Annotated in this window: 20 protein-coding genes and 1 tRNA gene; 19 read left to right on the forward strand and 2 right to left on the reverse strand. The window is 34.6% G+C overall.

What is annotated here, in order from left to right; translation table 11 throughout:
- Positions 1-9 precede the first annotated feature (9 nt).
- The 6 genes from ABYK18_RS09680 (at position 10) to ABYK18_RS09705 (ending at position 6078) form a co-directional block, all read left to right on the forward strand.
- A complete protein-coding gene (locus ABYK18_RS09680) occupies positions 10-459 on the forward strand; it encodes an RDD family protein (RefSeq protein WP_373036470.1) in 450 nt (149 codons plus the stop codon).
- Positions 452-2617: an LPS-assembly protein LptD gene (locus ABYK18_RS09685; RefSeq protein ID WP_373036471.1), complete on the forward strand. Its 2166-nt coding sequence runs from the start codon at positions 452-454 to the stop codon at positions 2615-2617. The genes ABYK18_RS09680 and ABYK18_RS09685 overlap by 8 nt, the downstream gene beginning before the upstream one ends.
- Positions 2618-2621: 4 nt before the next feature.
- Positions 2622-3284 carry a phosphoribosyltransferase gene (locus ABYK18_RS09690; protein ID WP_373036472.1) on the forward strand — a complete coding sequence of 221 codons (663 nt, stop codon included), beginning with the start codon at positions 2622-2624 and terminating at the stop codon, positions 3282-3284.
- Positions 3274-5457, forward strand: coding sequence for a polyribonucleotide nucleotidyltransferase (locus ABYK18_RS09695; protein ID WP_373036473.1), 2184 nt, complete (start codon positions 3274-3276; stop codon positions 5455-5457). The genes ABYK18_RS09690 and ABYK18_RS09695 overlap by 11 nt, the downstream gene beginning before the upstream one ends.
- A gap of 142 nt (positions 5458-5599) precedes the next feature.
- Entirely contained in the window at positions 5600-5914 is a 315-nt protein-coding gene (locus ABYK18_RS09700; protein ID WP_008339179.1) for a F0F1 ATP synthase subunit C, read from the forward strand.
- A 79-nt stretch (positions 5915-5993) separates the two neighbouring features.
- A tRNA-Leu gene (locus tag ABYK18_RS09705) sits at positions 5994-6078 on the forward strand.
- 1 nt (position 6079) lies between these two features.
- Here the strand turns inward: ABYK18_RS09705 and ABYK18_RS09710 are convergent.
- Complete coding sequence (locus ABYK18_RS09710) at positions 6080-6337, reverse strand: hypothetical protein (RefSeq protein WP_373036474.1); 258 nt, start codon at positions 6335-6337, stop codon at positions 6080-6082.
- Between the two features lie 61 nt (positions 6338-6398).
- Between ABYK18_RS09710 and ABYK18_RS09715 the strand changes: the two genes are divergently transcribed.
- Genes ABYK18_RS09715 through ABYK18_RS09730 form a run of 4 tightly spaced genes read left to right on the forward strand, consistent with a single transcriptional unit; the run spans position 6399 to position 8828 of the window.
- Positions 6399-6842 carry a low molecular weight protein-tyrosine-phosphatase gene (locus ABYK18_RS09715; protein ID WP_373036475.1) on the forward strand — a complete coding sequence of 148 codons (444 nt, stop codon included), beginning with the start codon at positions 6399-6401 and terminating at the stop codon, positions 6840-6842.
- Positions 6843-6863: 21 nt separating this feature from the next.
- Positions 6864-7787, forward strand: a complete 924-nt coding sequence (cysK, locus tag ABYK18_RS09720; protein ID WP_373036476.1) for a cysteine synthase A — start codon at positions 6864-6866, stop codon at positions 7785-7787.
- On the forward strand, positions 7780-8370 hold the full coding sequence (locus ABYK18_RS09725) for an aminotransferase class IV family protein (RefSeq protein ID WP_373036477.1): 591 nt from the start codon (positions 7780-7782) through the stop codon (positions 8368-8370). Before cysK ends, ABYK18_RS09725 begins: the two co-directional genes overlap by 8 nt.
- A complete protein-coding gene (locus tag ABYK18_RS09730; RefSeq protein WP_373036478.1) occupies positions 8364-8828 on the forward strand; it encodes a hypothetical protein in 465 nt (154 codons plus the stop codon). The genes ABYK18_RS09725 and ABYK18_RS09730 overlap by 7 nt, the downstream gene beginning before the upstream one ends.
- A gap of 1 nt (position 8829) precedes the next feature.
- Here the strand turns inward: ABYK18_RS09730 and ABYK18_RS09735 are convergent, their stop codons facing one another.
- Positions 8830-9732 carry a LysR family transcriptional regulator gene (locus ABYK18_RS09735; RefSeq protein WP_373036479.1) on the reverse strand — a complete coding sequence of 301 codons (903 nt, stop codon included), beginning with the start codon at positions 9730-9732 and terminating at the stop codon, positions 8830-8832.
- Positions 9733-9871: 139 nt separating this feature from the next.
- On the opposite strand from ABYK18_RS09735, the gene ABYK18_RS09740 reads away from it, so the two are divergent.
- The 9 genes from ABYK18_RS09740 to ABYK18_RS09780 all read left to right on the forward strand — a co-directional run bounded on the left by ABYK18_RS09740 (position 9872) and on the right by ABYK18_RS09780 (position 17044).
- Positions 9872-11920 carry an ATP-dependent helicase gene (locus ABYK18_RS09740; RefSeq protein ID WP_373036480.1) on the forward strand — a complete coding sequence of 683 codons (2049 nt, stop codon included), beginning with the start codon at positions 9872-9874 and terminating at the stop codon, positions 11918-11920.
- A complete protein-coding gene (gene truB / locus ABYK18_RS09745; RefSeq protein WP_373036481.1) occupies positions 11917-12741 on the forward strand; it encodes a tRNA pseudouridine(55) synthase TruB in 825 nt (274 codons plus the stop codon). The genes ABYK18_RS09740 and truB overlap by 4 nt, the downstream gene beginning before the upstream one ends.
- Positions 12735-12965, forward strand: a complete 231-nt coding sequence (gene csrA, locus ABYK18_RS09750) for a carbon storage regulator CsrA (RefSeq protein ID WP_373036482.1) — start codon at positions 12735-12737, stop codon at positions 12963-12965. Before truB ends, csrA begins: the two co-directional genes overlap by 7 nt.
- An 8-nt stretch (positions 12966-12973) precedes the next feature.
- The gene (locus tag ABYK18_RS09755; RefSeq protein WP_373036483.1) at positions 12974-13744 is read left to right on the forward strand and encodes a 4-(cytidine 5'-diphospho)-2-C-methyl-D-erythritol kinase; all 771 of its coding nucleotides are present in this window, start codon (positions 12974-12976) and stop codon (positions 13742-13744) included.
- A gap of 95 nt (positions 13745-13839) precedes the next feature.
- On the forward strand, positions 13840-14265 hold the full coding sequence (locus tag ABYK18_RS09760; protein WP_373036484.1) for a hypothetical protein: 426 nt from the start codon (positions 13840-13842) through the stop codon (positions 14263-14265).
- Between the two features lie 142 nt (positions 14266-14407).
- Positions 14408-14860: an SsrA-binding protein SmpB gene (smpB, locus tag ABYK18_RS09765; protein ID WP_373036485.1), complete on the forward strand. Its 453-nt coding sequence runs from the start codon at positions 14408-14410 to the stop codon at positions 14858-14860.
- Positions 14860-15714, forward strand: a complete 855-nt coding sequence (locus ABYK18_RS09770) for a M23 family metallopeptidase (RefSeq protein WP_373036486.1) — start codon at positions 14860-14862, stop codon at positions 15712-15714. The genes smpB and ABYK18_RS09770 overlap by 1 nt, the downstream gene beginning before the upstream one ends.
- A gap of 12 nt (positions 15715-15726) precedes the next feature.
- Positions 15727-16335 (forward strand): tetratricopeptide repeat protein, encoded by a 609-nt coding sequence (locus ABYK18_RS09775; protein ID WP_373036487.1) that lies wholly within the window; start codon positions 15727-15729, stop codon positions 16333-16335.
- Positions 16322-17044: a Nif3-like dinuclear metal center hexameric protein gene (locus ABYK18_RS09780; RefSeq protein ID WP_373036488.1), complete on the forward strand. Its 723-nt coding sequence runs from the start codon at positions 16322-16324 to the stop codon at positions 17042-17044. The genes ABYK18_RS09775 and ABYK18_RS09780 overlap by 14 nt, the downstream gene beginning before the upstream one ends.
- The last annotated feature ends 30 nt before the right edge of the window (positions 17045-17074 follow it).

Here is a 17074-nt window from a genome sequence, read left to right on the forward strand (position 1 = left end):
ATTAAACAGTTGAATGATGAGATAGAAAATATTCTTCACCGTGAAGGCATTGTACTGGCAAGTAATAAAAAAAGAGCGATGGCTTTTTTTATAGACGAGATGCTACTTTCATTTTTGCTTGTTATTGCTTTATGGGACTCATTTGCATCTGCTCAAACAATGGAACAGATGATCAATATAACTAACACTTTTGTTTTAGAATTCATGCTTATGAAGATTATATATCAGACTTTTTTTGTTATGCAGTATGGTGCAACAATCGGTAAAATAGTTATGGGTATAAGAGTAATAGAGATAAGCACGGTTCAAACACCAAGTCTTATGAGTGCTCTAAATCGTGCAATATTTCGCGTAATTTCAGAACTCCTGTTATATCTTGGCTTTTTATGGGGTCTGCTTAACCCCCAGAGACAGACCTGGCATGATAAAACAGCGAGGACTTTGGTTGTAGATGCTTAAACTTCTCACTCTATTATTGATTCTTACATCATTCATATATGCAACAGATAAAGTTGAAATATATGCATCATCTATGAATTCCAAAGATAATATAGTAAATGCTTCAGGAGAGGTTACCGTTGTATATAAAGACTACTTTTTAAGTGCACAAAGAGCCACTTACGATAAAAATACGGGAGAGCTGGAACTCTTTGGCAATATTCGGGCTAATAAAGGGGAAAATTATAAACTTTTAGGAGATTATGCAAGATTAAACATAGCTAAAAAAGAACGTATGTTTAAACCTTTTTTTATGCTAGAAAAAGATTCAAAAGTTTGGATAAGTGCAGATGAAGGCTGTGCCGTAAATAAAGATTTTGAAATAGATTCCGGAGTTCTTAGCGGATGTGACCCGAATGACCCTCTTTGGAAGATACACTTTTCATCATCCACTTATAATTCTGATGATATGTGGCTTAATATTTATAATGCAAGAATTTTTATATATGATATACCTGTTTTTTATACGCCGTATTTTGGATATTCTTTAGATACCAGAAGAAGAACGGGACTTCTTGCTCCGGCTTTTGGTACATCTGCTGTTGAGGGTTTTTACTATGAACAACCGATTTATATTGCTGAACAAAATTGGTGGGATTTGGAACTAAAACCTCAGATAAGAACAAGTCGTGGTTACGGCGGATACTCTACCTTTAGATTTGTTGATTCTAAAATATCAAAAGGCGAGTTCACGACGGGTTATTTTAAAGAAAAAGAGAGTTATTATAAGTCTAATAATCTGGCGAATGATTCACATTACGGATTTAACTTTTCATACGATAACAAAGACGTAGTTGATCAATGGTTGGGTTTAAACCTTGACGGTCAATCCGGGTTATATATGAATCTAAATAACATGAACGATGTAGATTATATAAATCTATCTACAAATAACACCACAAATAATGTTACTTCCACACAAGTGCTCTCAAGAATAAACCTCTTTTACAATACGGACAATAATTATTTTGGCGCATATTTTAAATATTATCAAGATTTAACTAAGGTTAGCAATGAAGATACTCTTCAAAAACTTCCAACATTTCAGTACCATCGATATTTAGACACACTTTTTGGCAATCATTTGATTTACAATCTAGATATGCAGAGTAACAACATATATAGAGAGGTCGGTAAACATGTCACTCAAACAGATATCAGTGTCCCTATTACTCTTCAGGGAAGCTTTTTTGATGAATATTTAAATACCTCTTATAAGGCTTACTTGTATGCCCAACACTCAAAATTCAGTGGAACAGAAGAGGTTAAAAGCGGTGATTACAACAATGGATATTTTTTAAGAAATTATCATGTACTATCAGCTTCTACGCAACTAAGCCGTGCTTTTGAAGATATAACGCATGTGGTAAGTTTCGGTGCCAGATATACATTGGCAGGTGCAGAATCAAGAAATGGTTTTTATGAAGATTATAAGGATTTTTGTTCAGATGTAAACAATCAAAACACACCACAATGCGAATTTTATAAAATAAGTAATATTGAAGAAGAATTACAGCTTGATTTCTCGCAGTATCTTTATGATTCTACCGGTTCACAAATACTATATCATAGATTGGCTCAGACAATTTCTTATCAAAATGAAAAGGACCATCTGGGTGAGCTTGAAAATGAGTTAGATTATCAAATTTCGAAAAGTGTCAGATTTTACAACAATATGTTTTATAACTACGAACAAAACAAGCTTTCAAAGCTGTATAATCAAATCTCTTTTAACTCAAATGGGTTTAATATCTCTTTTTCTCATCTTTATAAAGATACATTTTTGGAAAAAACTTCAACTTATTCGCCATATACAAGCTATATTACATCAAGTGCCAGCTATACTTATGACACGCATTATTCGTATTTTGCAAAGTATAATTATGATGTTGAGCTTAGTTTAAAAAAGAGTGCGGAGATAGGGTTTTTATACAAAAAAAGATGTTGGAATTTTGGTTTGAGATATCTTGAAAATAATAGACCGGTGCTAACAGAGAGCGGTTCTACATCTATATATGACAGATATCTTTATTTTACTATTGTATTAAAACCGATGATGGCTTCAGACAGCGGTCCGTTGTTTGAATATAAATTACCAGAAACAATGCAAGGACTGTAGCAGTATGCAAAAATATAAACATATACTTAAAAACAGAGAAGATGCAGCAAATAAGCTAATTGATGTAATACCTATGCAAAGACTTAAAGATGAGTCATGGAAGATGGTGGCTGTTTCAAAAGGCGGCTTGGAACTTGCACATCTAATAAGAAAAAAACTTCCAAATACATTGGATTTTCTTTTTTCAGAAGCTATCATGGCACCTAATAATGATGAATGTGAGATTGCAAGAGTAAGTGAGAGAGAAGAGATAGTTATAAACGAACAGTTAGTAGATACTTTTGGTATTCAGTATGATTATATTTACGGTGAAGCTCATAGAAAACATGAAGAGAGAATCTTAAGTTATATATACAAATACAGAAAAGGGAGACCTTTTTTACCCATGAAAGGGGAGATTGTTCTTCTTATAGATGAGGGAAGTGAAACAGGTATGAAGTTTATGACTGCACTTAAAACTATTTTGTCTATGAAGCCAAAAGCAGTTTACATTGCAGTAGCGGTTTTACCTAGTGACACATTAGATTTATTAGAGCCTTTTGCAGATGATATATTTTTTCTATATGATATAGATGATTATGTAGAGACAGCACTTTATTATGAAGAATTAGAAAAAGTAGAAGAAGAAAAATTAGAAAAATACTTAGGAGAAAAGAATGAAATATGATGTTGATTTAATGTTGGAAAATAGAATAGAAGAGTACTCATTTGGGGATGTGGCAAGACAGGCAAACGGTTCTGTTTGGTTAAGAAGCGGTGATAGTGTAATACTTGCGACTGTTGTTATAGATGAAACAGAGATAGTAAAAGATGATTTTTTACCTTTAACAGTCCAGTATATTGAAAAAACATATGCAGCAGGCAAAATTCCAGGAGGTTTTTTCAAACGCGAAACAAAACCAAGTGATTTTGAAACTCTTACATCTCGAATAGTTGACCGTTCTCTTCGTCCTCTTTTTCCTAAAGGTTTTGGTCATCCTACTCAAATAACTATTATGGTATTTAGTGCCGGTTCAGATGCAGATTTACAAGTCCTGGCGCTAAATGCCGCTTCTGCTGCACTATATACTTCTGACATAGATATTAACACTTCTGTCTCTGCGGTCAGAGCTGCAAAAATTGATGGAGAATTAGTTCTAAATCCAACTCTTGATCAGCTTAAAAACTCTACTTTGGATTTATATTTATCCGGAACAAAAAAAGAACTTCTTATGATTGAGATGCGCTCATTTGGCAGCAATGAGGCACAAGTAGAAGAAAATTATATAATTGACCCCATGATAGATCCTACTTTGACAACACCAAGTATCATGGTACATAGGTCAAATGCCATAGCTGAAGACGAGTTGATAACTATACTTGAAAGGACACAAGAAGCTTTGTTTAGTGTAAACGCTAAATATGAGGGAGCATTTGCCACACATAAAAAAGAGACTCAACCTATAGAATACAAAGCACACGTCATCAACGAAGAGATGTTTAACTATGTAAGAGATAATCATATGTCTGACATAGCATCTGCAATGAATCAAATGGCAAAATCTGAGCGCTCAACTGCTCTTAGACAACTTAGAAAAAGCATATTGGCTGCAAAAACAGAGTGGGCTGATGTGGAACAAGAAGTAGCTTTAAAAGATGCCATTGAAAAAGTAAAAAAAGAACAGGTGAGATCTCAGATATTAAATGAGAGAGTTCGTGCTGACGGCAGAGCTTTAACGGAAGTAAGACCCATATCAATTAGCACAAACGTACTTCCAAAAGCTCACGCTTCTTGCTTGTTTACAAGAGGTCAGACTCAGGCTTTAGTCGTTCTTACAATGGGTGGACCAAAAGATGCACAGATGTATGAGTCGCTTACTGATGATGGAACTCAAAATGAGAATTTTATGGTTCATTACAACTTCCCTGGATTCAGTGTAGGCGAAGCATCTCCTATCATGGGTACAAAAAGAAGAGAGCTGGGGCACGGAAACTTAGCAAAAAGAGCATTAGAACCTATTGTTGATCTAGATGGAGATACTGTTCGTTTGGTTTCAGAAATTTTAGAATCAAACGGTTCATCATCAATGGCTACTGTTTGCGGTGGCTATATGGCTCTTCGTGCAGCTGACATTGATACTAGTGATACTGTTGCCGGAATTGCTATGGGCATGGTTTCTGAAGGTGATAAGTATGCTATTCTCTCAGATATAATGGGACTAGAAGACCACGATGGAGATATGGATTTTAAAGTCACAGGTTCAAAAGACGGAATTACTGCAATGCAGATGGATATCAAACTTGGCGGAATCTCTTTAAATGTTTTAAAAGAGGCACTTTATCAAGCAAAAGAGGGAAGAAGTCACATAATTGATATCATGATGGGTGCTGAGCAGAAGATAGAGTTCAATGACGGAGTTTTACCAAGCACGGATTTCTTCCATATTGACCCAAGTGTTATCGGTGATGTAATTGGTCAAGCCGGTAAAGTAATTCGTGAAATTATCGAGAAGTTTGAAGTTGCAATCGACATTGACAAAAAAGACGGAAAAGTAAAAGTTACAGGTAAAAACAAAACCGGTGTAATGGGTGCTAGAGAACATATTGAAGGTATCGCAAATTCACCTAAAATAGAAAAAATCAAGTACCAAGTCGGTGATGTACATGAAGGAACTGTAAAGAAAATAGTTGATTTCGGAGCTTTTATCGGTCTTCCGGATGGTACAGACGGACTTTTACACATATCAAAAATATCAGATCAAAGAGTAGAAAAAGTATCTGATGTTTTAAGTGAAGGCGATAAAATCATGGTAGAGATTTTAGAGTTTAAAGGCAATAAAATATCTTTAGGCCGTGCATAAGAGAATATTTAGCATAATTTTTATATAATCCGCGTATCAATTTCTAGTAGGGAAATCTGGGCATTTATGTTTAGGTTGCGCCATGTTAAAATGTCGTTACGCTATCCGAACGAATTTGTAATAATTATATTTGGAGAAACTTATGAAAAAAGTTCTATTTTTAATGCTAGCTCTTGCTACTGCTGCATTCGCATCTGACGGTGAGGTTGCTAACCAAACTCTTAAAGCATATTCAATGATCGCTGCTGGTCTTGGTCTTGGTCTTGCTGCTCTTGGTGGAGCTATCGGTATGGGTCATACTGCTGCTGCAACAATCGCTGGTACTGCACGTAACCCAGGTTTAGGTGCTAAACTAATGACTACGATGTTCATCGCTCTTGCAATGATCGAAGCACAAGTTATCTATGCACTAGTAATTGCTCTTATCGCACTTTACGCTAACCCGTATTTAGGTTAATCTTTAAGATTTAATCGAAATATACCTCAAGACTCAACTCTCTTTTTAGAGTTGGGCTTTTTTAATCTTTCTTTACAATGCGATCGTGGTGGAACGGTAGACACGCTACCTTGAGGGGGTAGTGCCTTACGGGTGTGAGAGTTCAAATCTCTCCGATCGCACCATCTATATTTCGTTATTATTCCATGCTTTTACAGCATCTACAAGATTTTCAAATCCGCTAACTTTTCCGACTATAAATATTTCGTCAAAGACATAGCAACATACGTTTCCATTTGGCTCCAGTAAGAACATAGCGTTTTCATCTTCCGCTCTTTTATCGGTAGATAAGACTCTCATTCCATCAATAATGTCGTTAATACTTGGAATATCATCATACTCGACATCCAGTAGTTTTTTGCCGTCACTCACATATACAGCCATGATTACCTCTTTGTAAAATTACGATACAATTATTTTATTATTAAAAAGCTTTGGAAAAAATATGAGATCAGTTATATTCGTATGTTTGGGAAATATATGCCGCTCGCCTATAGCAGAAGGTTACGCTAGAAAAGTGTTAAAAGAAAACGCGATAGACATAATCGTTGATTCTGCAGGTACGGGTAGTTGGCATGTTGGAGAAGCACCTTGTGAGAATTCAATAATAGTAGCAAGAAACAACGGTGTTGATATATCATCATTAAGAGCCAGACAGATAACTAAAAAAGATTTAGATGAGTTTGATCTCATTGTAGCGTTTGATGAGAATAATTATAATGATTTAAAAGCTCTGTGTGCAAAGAACTTGGTAAAGCTTGGAGATTATGGATATGGTGGAATAGATGTTCCTGATCCGTATTTTTATGATGGCTTTGAAGGTTTTGAAGAAGTATATAAAATGATAGAAGATTGCGTTAACAATCTTTTTAGTGTAAAATCAATTTAATCAATCAGTGAGGAATCTTTTATGAACATAGCCAATAACATTACAGAACTAATAGGTAATACTCCGTTAGTAAAGTTAAATACGCCGTCAAAACTTACAGGAACAACTATTTTGGGTAAGTGTGAGTTTATGAATCCGACAAGTTCCGTTAAAGACAGAATAGGCTTCAACATGATTAAAAGAGCACAAGAAGCAGGCAAGATCAAAAGCTCCACAACCATCATAGAACCAACAAGCGGAAACACGGGTATAGCCTTGGCAGCTAACTGTGCTGCTCAAAAGTTAAAGCTTATTCTGACTATGCCGGAATCTATGAGTATTGAGAGAAGAAACTTGCTAAAAGCTCTTGGTGCAGAGCTTGTATTGACTCCAGCTGCTAAAGGGATGAACGGTGCAATTGTTAAGGCGCAAGAGTTACAAAAAGAGATAAAAGACAGTATTATCTTACAGCAGTTTCAAAACGAATCTAATCCTGAGATTCATATGATCACTACAGCTGTGGAAATACTAAGAGATACGGAATCAAAGATTGATGTGTTTGTGGCAGCTGTCGGGACAGGTGGCACACTTACAGGAACATCAAGAGTTTTAAAAGAGAAGATTCCTAATATTAAAGTTATTGCGGTGGAACCTCAAGCTTCTGCAGTGCTCTCAGGGGGCAAACCTGGACCGCATAAGATTCAGGGTATAGGTGCAGGATTTATACCTGATATCCTTGATACTGCCATATACAGTGAAGTAATACAAGTAAGTAATGAAGATGCTATAAACACTGCTAAAATGTTGGCAAAAGAAGAGGGATTGCTTGTCGGCATCTCTGCCGGAGCAAATGTTTATGCAACAATGCAGGTCGCATCCAGAGAAGAGTTTAAAGGTAAGACGCTTTTAACAATACTTTGCGATACAGGTGAAAGATATTTAAGTACAGAGTTGTTTAGTGAGTGAGACTTTTTTAGAAACAATCAGGGCTGTTGATGGAAAAGTATATAACCTTTCTTATCATCAACAGCGATATGAGGATGTTTTAAAATCATTTGGTTCAAGTGATTTTAAAAATCTTCAAGACTATTTAAATCCCCCTGTTACAGGACTGTACAGATGCAGATTAATATATGACACGCGAAATATCGATGTTACTTACCATAAGTACGAAAAAAGGGAAGTTGCATCGCTGAGGTTAGTGTATGATGATAGTGTTGATTACTCGAGAAAGTCTACTTACAGAAATGAACTTGAGAGTCTTTTTGAAAAAAGAGAAGAGTGTGATGATATCTTAATAATCAAAAATTCTTTAATAACAGATACAAGTATCGCAAATGTTGCTTTTTATAATTCTGGCTTGTGGTATACCCCTTTAAAGCCGCTTTTAAGAGGAACAACAAGGCAAAGGCTTCTTGATGAGAATAAAATTATAGAAAAAGAGATAAGAATACAAGATTTAAAAGAGTATTCAAAAATAGCACTTATGAATGCTATGATAGATTTTGATATAATTACAAAATATGATTTAAAGGATATTATTTGTTAGACAGCGTCATAAATGATAAAGAATTTACACAACTCATGCAGAAGCATATGGAGGAGTTGATAATTCATTTTTTTGAAAAAGAACAAAACTTCGGTATTCTTTGTAAGATAGAAGACGCACATTTTGAGCCAAGTTTACCCAAAGATATCGTGTCAGAATTCAGGCCCTTAACACTTTTCTTTTTGGCAGGTTATACATTTGAGACAGCGCATATTCAGGATAAACACTTGATTTTTGAAGCTGGTTTTGGATCGGATAATTTTGGTAGTCTGGTTCGTGTACCGCTAATAAGTATAATGCAGATAATTGTAGATGAAACACCTGTAATGATAAATTTAGCTACTCGTCAGCCTGAACCTAAGCATAAAAAAATACCAAATCCAAAAGGCGTAGAGAATTCAATGGCTTCATTCCTCTCAAATCCGGAAAATTCCAGATTTGTAAAAGATAAGAAATAGATTAGATTTTATTTAAAGAGAGCAGGTAGTTTACAACATTATCAACGAATGCGTCGTGTTTTCTCTCTTTTGAGTAGGCAATATAGAAATTTCTCTCAATTTTATAATTTTTAAGTCTTGCTTCGTAAAGTCTTCCTGATTCTAATTCAGATTGTATAACGTGACGAGACATAATAGAAACTAAAGGTCTATCCGTGTTTTTGTCAGCATTAAGTATTGACTCTTTTATAGATGTAGGAGATGCCAGAACTGCAAGTACGTTAAAGTTTGCACACTGAACACCCATCTCTTCAAATACTTCAGAAGTCAGTTTTCTTGTGTGTGAATCTTCATTACGGCAAATCCAGTCAAATTCAAATAAATCTTCAGCCAGAAGTTGCTTTTTAATCGGTTGATTTGAAAAGAGTACAAGCTCATCTTGAACCCACTCTCTATAAATGATGCCGTCTCTAAATATAGGAGATTCTATAAGGGCTACATCTATCTTTTTCTCTTCAAGTTGATCAATAATCTCAGATGATAGACCGACATGCATATAAACTTCGTTACCGATTCTTTGCTTTATTTCACCTAGATAGTTAGGAAGAATATAATTACCGATAGCATTTGAAGCACCCATGATAAAAGTAAACTCTTTGTTTATTATTTTAAGAAGTTCTTTTTCACTGTTAGCTATTGCTTTGTCAAGTTTTACAGCGATTCTATAAAGATCTTCACCTTCTTTTGTAAGTAAGATACCATTCTTCTTTCTCTCAACAATTTTTGTATCAAGATAGTCTTCGATGAATTTTATCTGTTGCGTAACTGCCGGCTGCGAGATTCCTAATTTTGCTGATGCTTTGGAGAAACTTTTCTCTTTTATGACCATCAAAAAGGTCTGTAATTTGGCAAAATCTTTTAACATAATAATTCCTATAAGTTTAATGAATATTTAAAATTATAACTCAATATTATAATTATTGCAATAGTTTTGTAATAATTTATAAGTATTTTGCTATAATAGATTTAATAAACTATTGATTAGTTGCAAGTAATGGAAAAAGATGGAAAAAATATTTGAAAAACTAAATGAATCTCAGAGTCAAGCTGTAAAACAATCAGAGGGTCCGGTTCTTATTTTAGCAGGGGCGGGAAGTGGAAAAACAACGACTATTGTTTCCCGCTTGGCATACCTTATCGAGGTTCTGGGCATCCCTGCATCAAACACTTTAACTTTAACCTTTACTAATAAGGCAGCCAAAGAGATGCGTGAGCGTGCGTTGAGCATGATTCAAGATATCTCTTATCCTCCGCTTCTTTGCACATTTCACAAATTTGGGTTGCTATTTTTAAAGTTTCATATACATCTTTTAAACAGGCAAAATAACTTTGTTGTAATAGATACGGATGATAAAAAACGTATAATAAAAAAAATAAATTCTGAAATACCGACACCCTTGATAGCAAGTGAAATATCTAGATATAAAAACTCACTCTTAACTCCGGACGATGCATATAAGCAGGCAGAGCTTTTTAACTACCAACAAATTGCAAAAGTTTATGAGGAGTATGAAGCTTATTTAAAAGAAAATAATCTAGTAGATTTTGATGACCTGATAGCACTTACATATAAGCTTCTGGATGAAAACCCTGAACTTGCCCAAACAACATCTCAAAAATATCAGTATATTATGATTGATGAGTACCAAGATACCAATGAACTGCAGTTAAAACTTTTGCAAAAATTATGTAGCGCTCATAACAACTTATGTGTTGTCGGAGATGATGACCAGAGCATTTACGGTTGGCGCGGTGCACATATACGAAATATCATAGAGTTTGACAAAGATTTTGAAGGTACTTCTGTCTTTAAGCTGGAAAATAATTACCGTTCCAAAGAGCCTATCTTAAAAGTAGCAAATGCACTTATCGAGCACAATCGCTCACGCCTTGGTAAGAAACTAATTCCTACCCGAGGTTCAGGCGAAGATGTAAGTATATTAAATTCACATGATGAAAATGAAGAGTCAAGAAAAATAGCACAACAGATTAAAAAGCTTTTAGATTCAGGAGTAAAGCCAAACGATATTGCAATTTTATATCGTGTCAATGTTTTGAGCCGTTCCATAGAAGAAGGTTTAAACCGTACAGGAATAGCTTACAAACTTGTTGGAGGGTTAAGATTTTATGATAGAGCAGAGATTAAAGACCTTATAAGTTATATAAGAATAATTACAAACTTCCATGATGACTTTTCATTTAAAAGAATAGTAAATAAACCAAAAAGAGGTTTAGGTAAAGCAAGTCTAGAAAAAATAGAATTAGCGGCCCATGCTGCATCATCATCAATATATGAATATGTTAAAAAGAGTTCACTAGCAGAACTAGAAGCTTTGGTTAGAAAGAAGAATGCTAAGACTCTAAAGACGTTTATTAAAGATATTGAGAGCGTTTCAAAAGTAGCCTCAGAGTCGACATATCAGTTTATAGATGTTTTAGAAGACACTTTTCATCTAAAAAACATCTATGCAGGGATGCCGGATGAAGCAGAGAGAATTTTAAATATGGATGAGTTTTACGGATTGTTCCGTGATTTTGTAAAGAAATCTCCGGAGTCCGGGTTGGATGAGTTTTTAAACGAACTGACTCTTCAAAGCGAACAAGACCAAGTTGAGGGTGAGAGCATCTACATGATGAGTATTCATGCTTCAAAAGGTCTTGAGTTTGAGCATATCTTTATCATTGGACTTGAAGAGGGTTTTTTACCTCTTGTGGGTGATGGAAGTGATTTAGAAGAAGAGAGACGTCTTGGATATGTATCTTTTACCAGAGCAAAAGAGAGTCTCACTCTTTCTCATGCAGGAAGCAGATTTTACAAAGGGCGAAGAAGTGATCTGCAAAAGAGCAGATTTTTTAATGAGGCCGGACTTTGTGAAGGTTCATTGAAAGTGGAAAAAAATACAGCCTTTAAAAAAGGTGACTTAGTGCGTCATAAAATCTTTGGCACAGGCAGAGTGGTAGGGATAAGTAAAAGTGGTAGAGAATTTAAACTAAACATTAATTTTGCAGGTACGAAAAGAGACATACTTGCATCTTTTGTTGAGCGACTATGAATCGACTCTTTGTAGCATATAAACCTACAGGGATCGGTTCAAATATTTTTTTATCACAGTTGAAAAGAAAATATAACAATAAAAAAGCCGGTTTTTCAGGAACACTCGACCCCTTTGCAAAAGGAGTGTTGATAATAGGTTTCGGTTCTCATACAAAACTCTTCAGGTTTTTAAATAAAACACCCAAAACATATAGAGCGACTCTATGGCTTGGAGCTGCATCTGATTCTTTGGATACAGAGATGATAGAAAATGTAGAGATGCTAGAAGAATTTGATATAGAGAAGGTTCAAAAAGCCGTAAAATCTTTAGAAGGTGAACTGGAGTATGAACCGCCCATCTTCAGTGCAAAGCGTATAAATGGACAGAGAGCTTATGATTTAGCACGAGCAGGCAAAGAAGTTAAACTCAATAAAATCAACTCTACTATCTATAATACAAAACTGATAAGTTACTGCCATCCTTTTGTCACGTTTGAAGCAACCGTGTCTGAGGGGACATATATACGCTCATTAGGATGCATAATTGCTGGGAGACTTGGATTAGAGCATGGAAGTTTAAGTGCTTTGGAGAGACTCTGTGAAGGTCAGTTCAAATATGAGGATGAAATAGCATTAGATATTAAAAAATCTCTCAATATCCCTCAAAATTTTTACCTTGGTGATAGTGATAATCTCAAATATGGAAGGGTTCTTGCTTTAGAAGATTTAGAGATACAAGAAGATGGATATTATTGGCTGGATAATGGTGATAATATTTCTGTAATAAATGTAGAAAATAAAACAGTGAAATATGAACTGGGCAGGATATATACATGTTAGTACTAGCTAGAAAATTAGATGAATCCATAGTGATCGGCGATGATATAAATATTAAAATAATATCTATTGACAAAGGTGTGGTTAAGCTGGGCATAGAAGCACCAAGAGATATTTCTATTATCAGAAGCGAGCTCTTAGAAGATGTAAAAGATTTAAATATAGCTGCTTCAAAAGAGTATAGCCAAGATGATTTAAGCATGCTTAGTAAGATTATTAAAAAATAGAGATAAATATGAAGATTTACAGGGCTTACGCTAAAGTAAATATTTTTTTAAAAATAACAGGTAAAAGAGATAATTATCATGAGATAATATCTAGGTTTATGAGGGTAGATTCTTTATATGACGAGCTCTCTTTTGTTAAAAAGAGTAAAGAAGATTTTGAAATTATCGGAGATTTTTCTTGTAATACAAAGCAAAATACCATATATAAAGCATATGTGGCTTTAAGAGAAGCCGTCGACTCCGACTCTCTTGATAAACTCATGAGTACGTATGCAGTAGAAGTCAAAAAGAATATACCGGCATTTGCGGGTCTTGGCGGTGGGAGCAGTGATGCCGCAACATATTTAAAGATGTGTAATGAGGTCTTGCACCTTGGACTCAGCCAAAATGAGCTAGCCAAGATAGGGATAAAAATCGGTGCGGATGTCCCCTTCTTTATATATGGGTATAACAGTGCAAATGTAAGCGGTATAGGTGAAATAGTAGAAGAGTTTAAAGAAGATATATTGGAGTTTGAAGTTTATACTCCAAAAGTAGAAATAAGTACTCCAAAAGTATATGTAAGCTATCGCGAGAATTTTTATGCACCTATAGATGGATTTGAAACTCAAAAATTGAAAAAGAAAACTTCACTAGAAGTTTTAAACACCATGAGTGCAGATGAAGCAAACGATCTTTTTAAACCTGCACTTCAAGAGTATAGTGAACTAAAAGAGTACTATAAACATGGATACTACTTCAGTGGAAGTGGAAGTAGCTTTTTTAGACTAGTTCGATAAATATTGATTGTTTTATAGGTAAAGTATAAAATTTTATGATACAATAAACCATCAAGGGATATTATAAAATCTAATATTAACAGGTGGAGAACATGATGAAAAAAATATTGCTTACAAGTGTAGTCGCACTGGCATTATCGGTTACTTCTGTATCAGCATATGAGCTTAAGTCAAATATGCAGCTTTTAAACGCAGAATTAAGAGAAGTTCAACAAGGTTTTATAACCAGTGATAAAGATGGTGTAAAAAGTGCGATTGAACGATTTGCAAAACATGCAAATGAGTTGCTTGGAAATAAGGAAAAGTTTGAAAAGATGCTTCCAGCAAATAAAAAGCACAAATCAAACGAAGCAGTTATGAGTGCACAGATTATTGCACATAATGTTCAGATAATCTTAGATGCTGTCGAGAACAAATACAATCAATCAGGTAAACTTCGCAGAGAAGAGTCTCAAAGAGCCTATACATACATAGAACATGCCTGTTTTCGCTGCCATAATATAGTTCGTGACGAAAACTAAACAATTGACATCTCTTTAAAAAAGAGGTGTCTAAACACTCCTTCAATCAATAAAACCTTCCTAAAAATCCAATCCTTAATGAATACATGGTAAAATAATAAAAAATATATTTAGACTATATAGTCAAAAAGGAAAGTTAATTATGGGCGAAACAATAGCAAAAAACAAAAAAGCCTATTTTGATTACTTTTTAGAAGAAAAATTTGAAGCAGGCTTAGTACTTCAAGGCAGTGAAGTAAAAGGTATCAGAGCAAACAGAGTAAATCTAAAAGACAGTTTTATACGTTTTGTGCAGGGTGAAGCATTTTTGTTCAATGCACATATAGGAAGACTTGAGACTACACATCATTATTACACACATGAAGAAAGAGGCAGCAGAAAACTTCTTCTTCATAAAAAACAGCTTTTAAAGATGAAAAAAGCAGTTGAGAAAGAGGGTTATACTATAGTTCCTCTGCAACTCTATTTTAGTGCGAGAAACCTTGTGAAAATCCAAATCGCCATAGCAAAAGGTAAACAGCTTCATGATAAAAGAGAAGATCTCAAACAAAAAGATATGAAGCGTGATATTGCAAGAGCGATGAAAGATTACTAATGAAGTATTTTATTTTTTTAACATTTTTTGTCTCAAGTGTTTTTGCTTTTAACATAAATATTTCAAATTCCAATATAGCAAACGGAAAAACAGCGATAATAGAATTTAAAAAAGAGCAAAATACTAAGTACGATAAGATAGTTTTAGACAAAAAAACACATAAAATATATCAACACCCGCTGGATGTAAATAAGATGTACGTTTTAGTACCTATAAGTTATTATGAAAAACCGAGTGATAAGAAGCTTGAGATTTTTTATAAGGAAAACGGAAAGCAAAAAAGTAAGATTGTTTTTTTGCGTGTAGAAGACGGCAAGTATAAAAAAGAAAAAATAAAAGTACAAAAATCAAAAGTGACTTTAAACGAAAAAGATAAAAAGAGAGCAGCTAAAGAGTATGCTGAGGCTATGAAAATCTACGGCAAATCTACACCTAAAAGTCAGATATCCTCTAAGTTCATAACTCCGATGAACAGTAAAATAACAAGTTCGTTCGGAAAAGCAAGAGTTTACAATGATACACTAAACGGTTATCATAGTGGAACTGATTACAGAGCAAAAATAGGCACTCCTATCAAAGCCTGCAATGACGGCGTGGTTGTTTTGGCAAAAGATAGATTTTATTCAGGCGGTACAGTTGTCTTAGACCATGGGCAAGGCGTCTACACATGTTATTATCACATGAGTGGTTTTAATGTAAAAAAAGGACAAAAAGTAAGCAAAGCGGATATCATCGGACTCTCTGGTGATAGCGGAAGAGTTACAGGTCCACACTTGCATTTCAGTGCAAGAGTAAGCGGCGAACAGGTAGATCCGCTTCAGTTGATAGACTTACTGAATAAAAAATTATTTTAACAAGGGTAGACAATGACAATTTTTCAACTGTTAATGCTCGGAGCTTCGGCGTTTTTTGCATTTAAAATTTACGAGCATATTCAAACACTTCAAGAACCGGATGAGCAAAACGACATCTCAAATCAAAATGAACAAAAGAGTGCAAAAGCATTCTCCCCATTTGATCCAGAGGTTTTAGTGGAAAAAGCAGATGAGTCTTTTGAGGAAAAAGATTTTCAAAAAGCTTTGGCACTCCTTATTGAAGCAGATGCAAAAGATCCGCAAAACTCTGATATACTTTTTAAAATAGGATATATTCTGCAACAGACAAACGATAATGAGGAAGCGTTAAAATACTATAAGCAGGCACTTGAAATAGATAAGGATAATGAGTTTCTCCATAACTCTATCGCATCTGCATATAGAGCTAACGGTGAGTATATATCAGCTAAGATGCACCTTAGCGCATCTTTAGATATTGATGATTCAAATTCTGTTACTTACTACAATTACGGGAATCTTTTAGTTGATATGAAGCATTTAGAAGAAGCAAAAGCAATGTATGCAAAAGCTCTGGAGTTAAATCCTGATTTTAGCCAAGCTAAAGAAGAACTGGAGAAACTAAAAAATGAAAATTTCTGAAATATATGCATTTTTAGATAATCTCTCACCTTTTGAACTCCAAGAATCTTGGGATAACTCAGGTCTTTTACTTGGTGACTTTAATCAAGAGGTAAAAAAAATAGTTCTTAGTATAGATGTTGATGAATCTTTGATTGACTCCATGGATAATGACACTCTTTTAATCACTCATCATCCTCTTATTTTTGGTGGGTTAAAACAACTCGAATTTAGCAAATATCCGGCAAATTTGATTCAGAAGATGATACAAAAAAATATTTCAAATATTGCGATGCATACCAATTTTGACCAAACACATTTGAATGAGTTTGTCGCTACGGAAGTTTTGGGATATAAAATCGCACAAAAAGACGGGTTTGTTGCTTATTTGGATGTTGATGAAGAGTTTGATGCGTTTGCAAAAAAAGTCTCTTTGGCATTTGGACTTCCACACGCCAGATGCGTAAAAAGTTCAAATAGAGTAAAAAGAGTAGCTCTTACAACAGGTTCCGGATGCTCTTTGTTGAAATCTATAGATGCAGATTGTTTTTTAACAGGAGATGTCAAATATCACGATGCTATGGAGGCTAAAAGTATAAAATTGTCACTTATTGACATCGGACATTTTGAAAGTGAGCACTTTTTTGCACAAATTTTACACCGTCATTTGAAAATTTTAGGTTTAGAAGCTATAATTTCATCATCAAAGAACCCGTTCACATATATTTAATCCAAAAGGAGACTGATGAACCAGCATCTT

The organism is Sulfurimonas sp. (assembly GCF_041563495.1).
Taxonomy (GTDB): Bacteria; Campylobacterota; Campylobacteria; order Campylobacterales; family Sulfurimonadaceae; genus Sulfurimonas.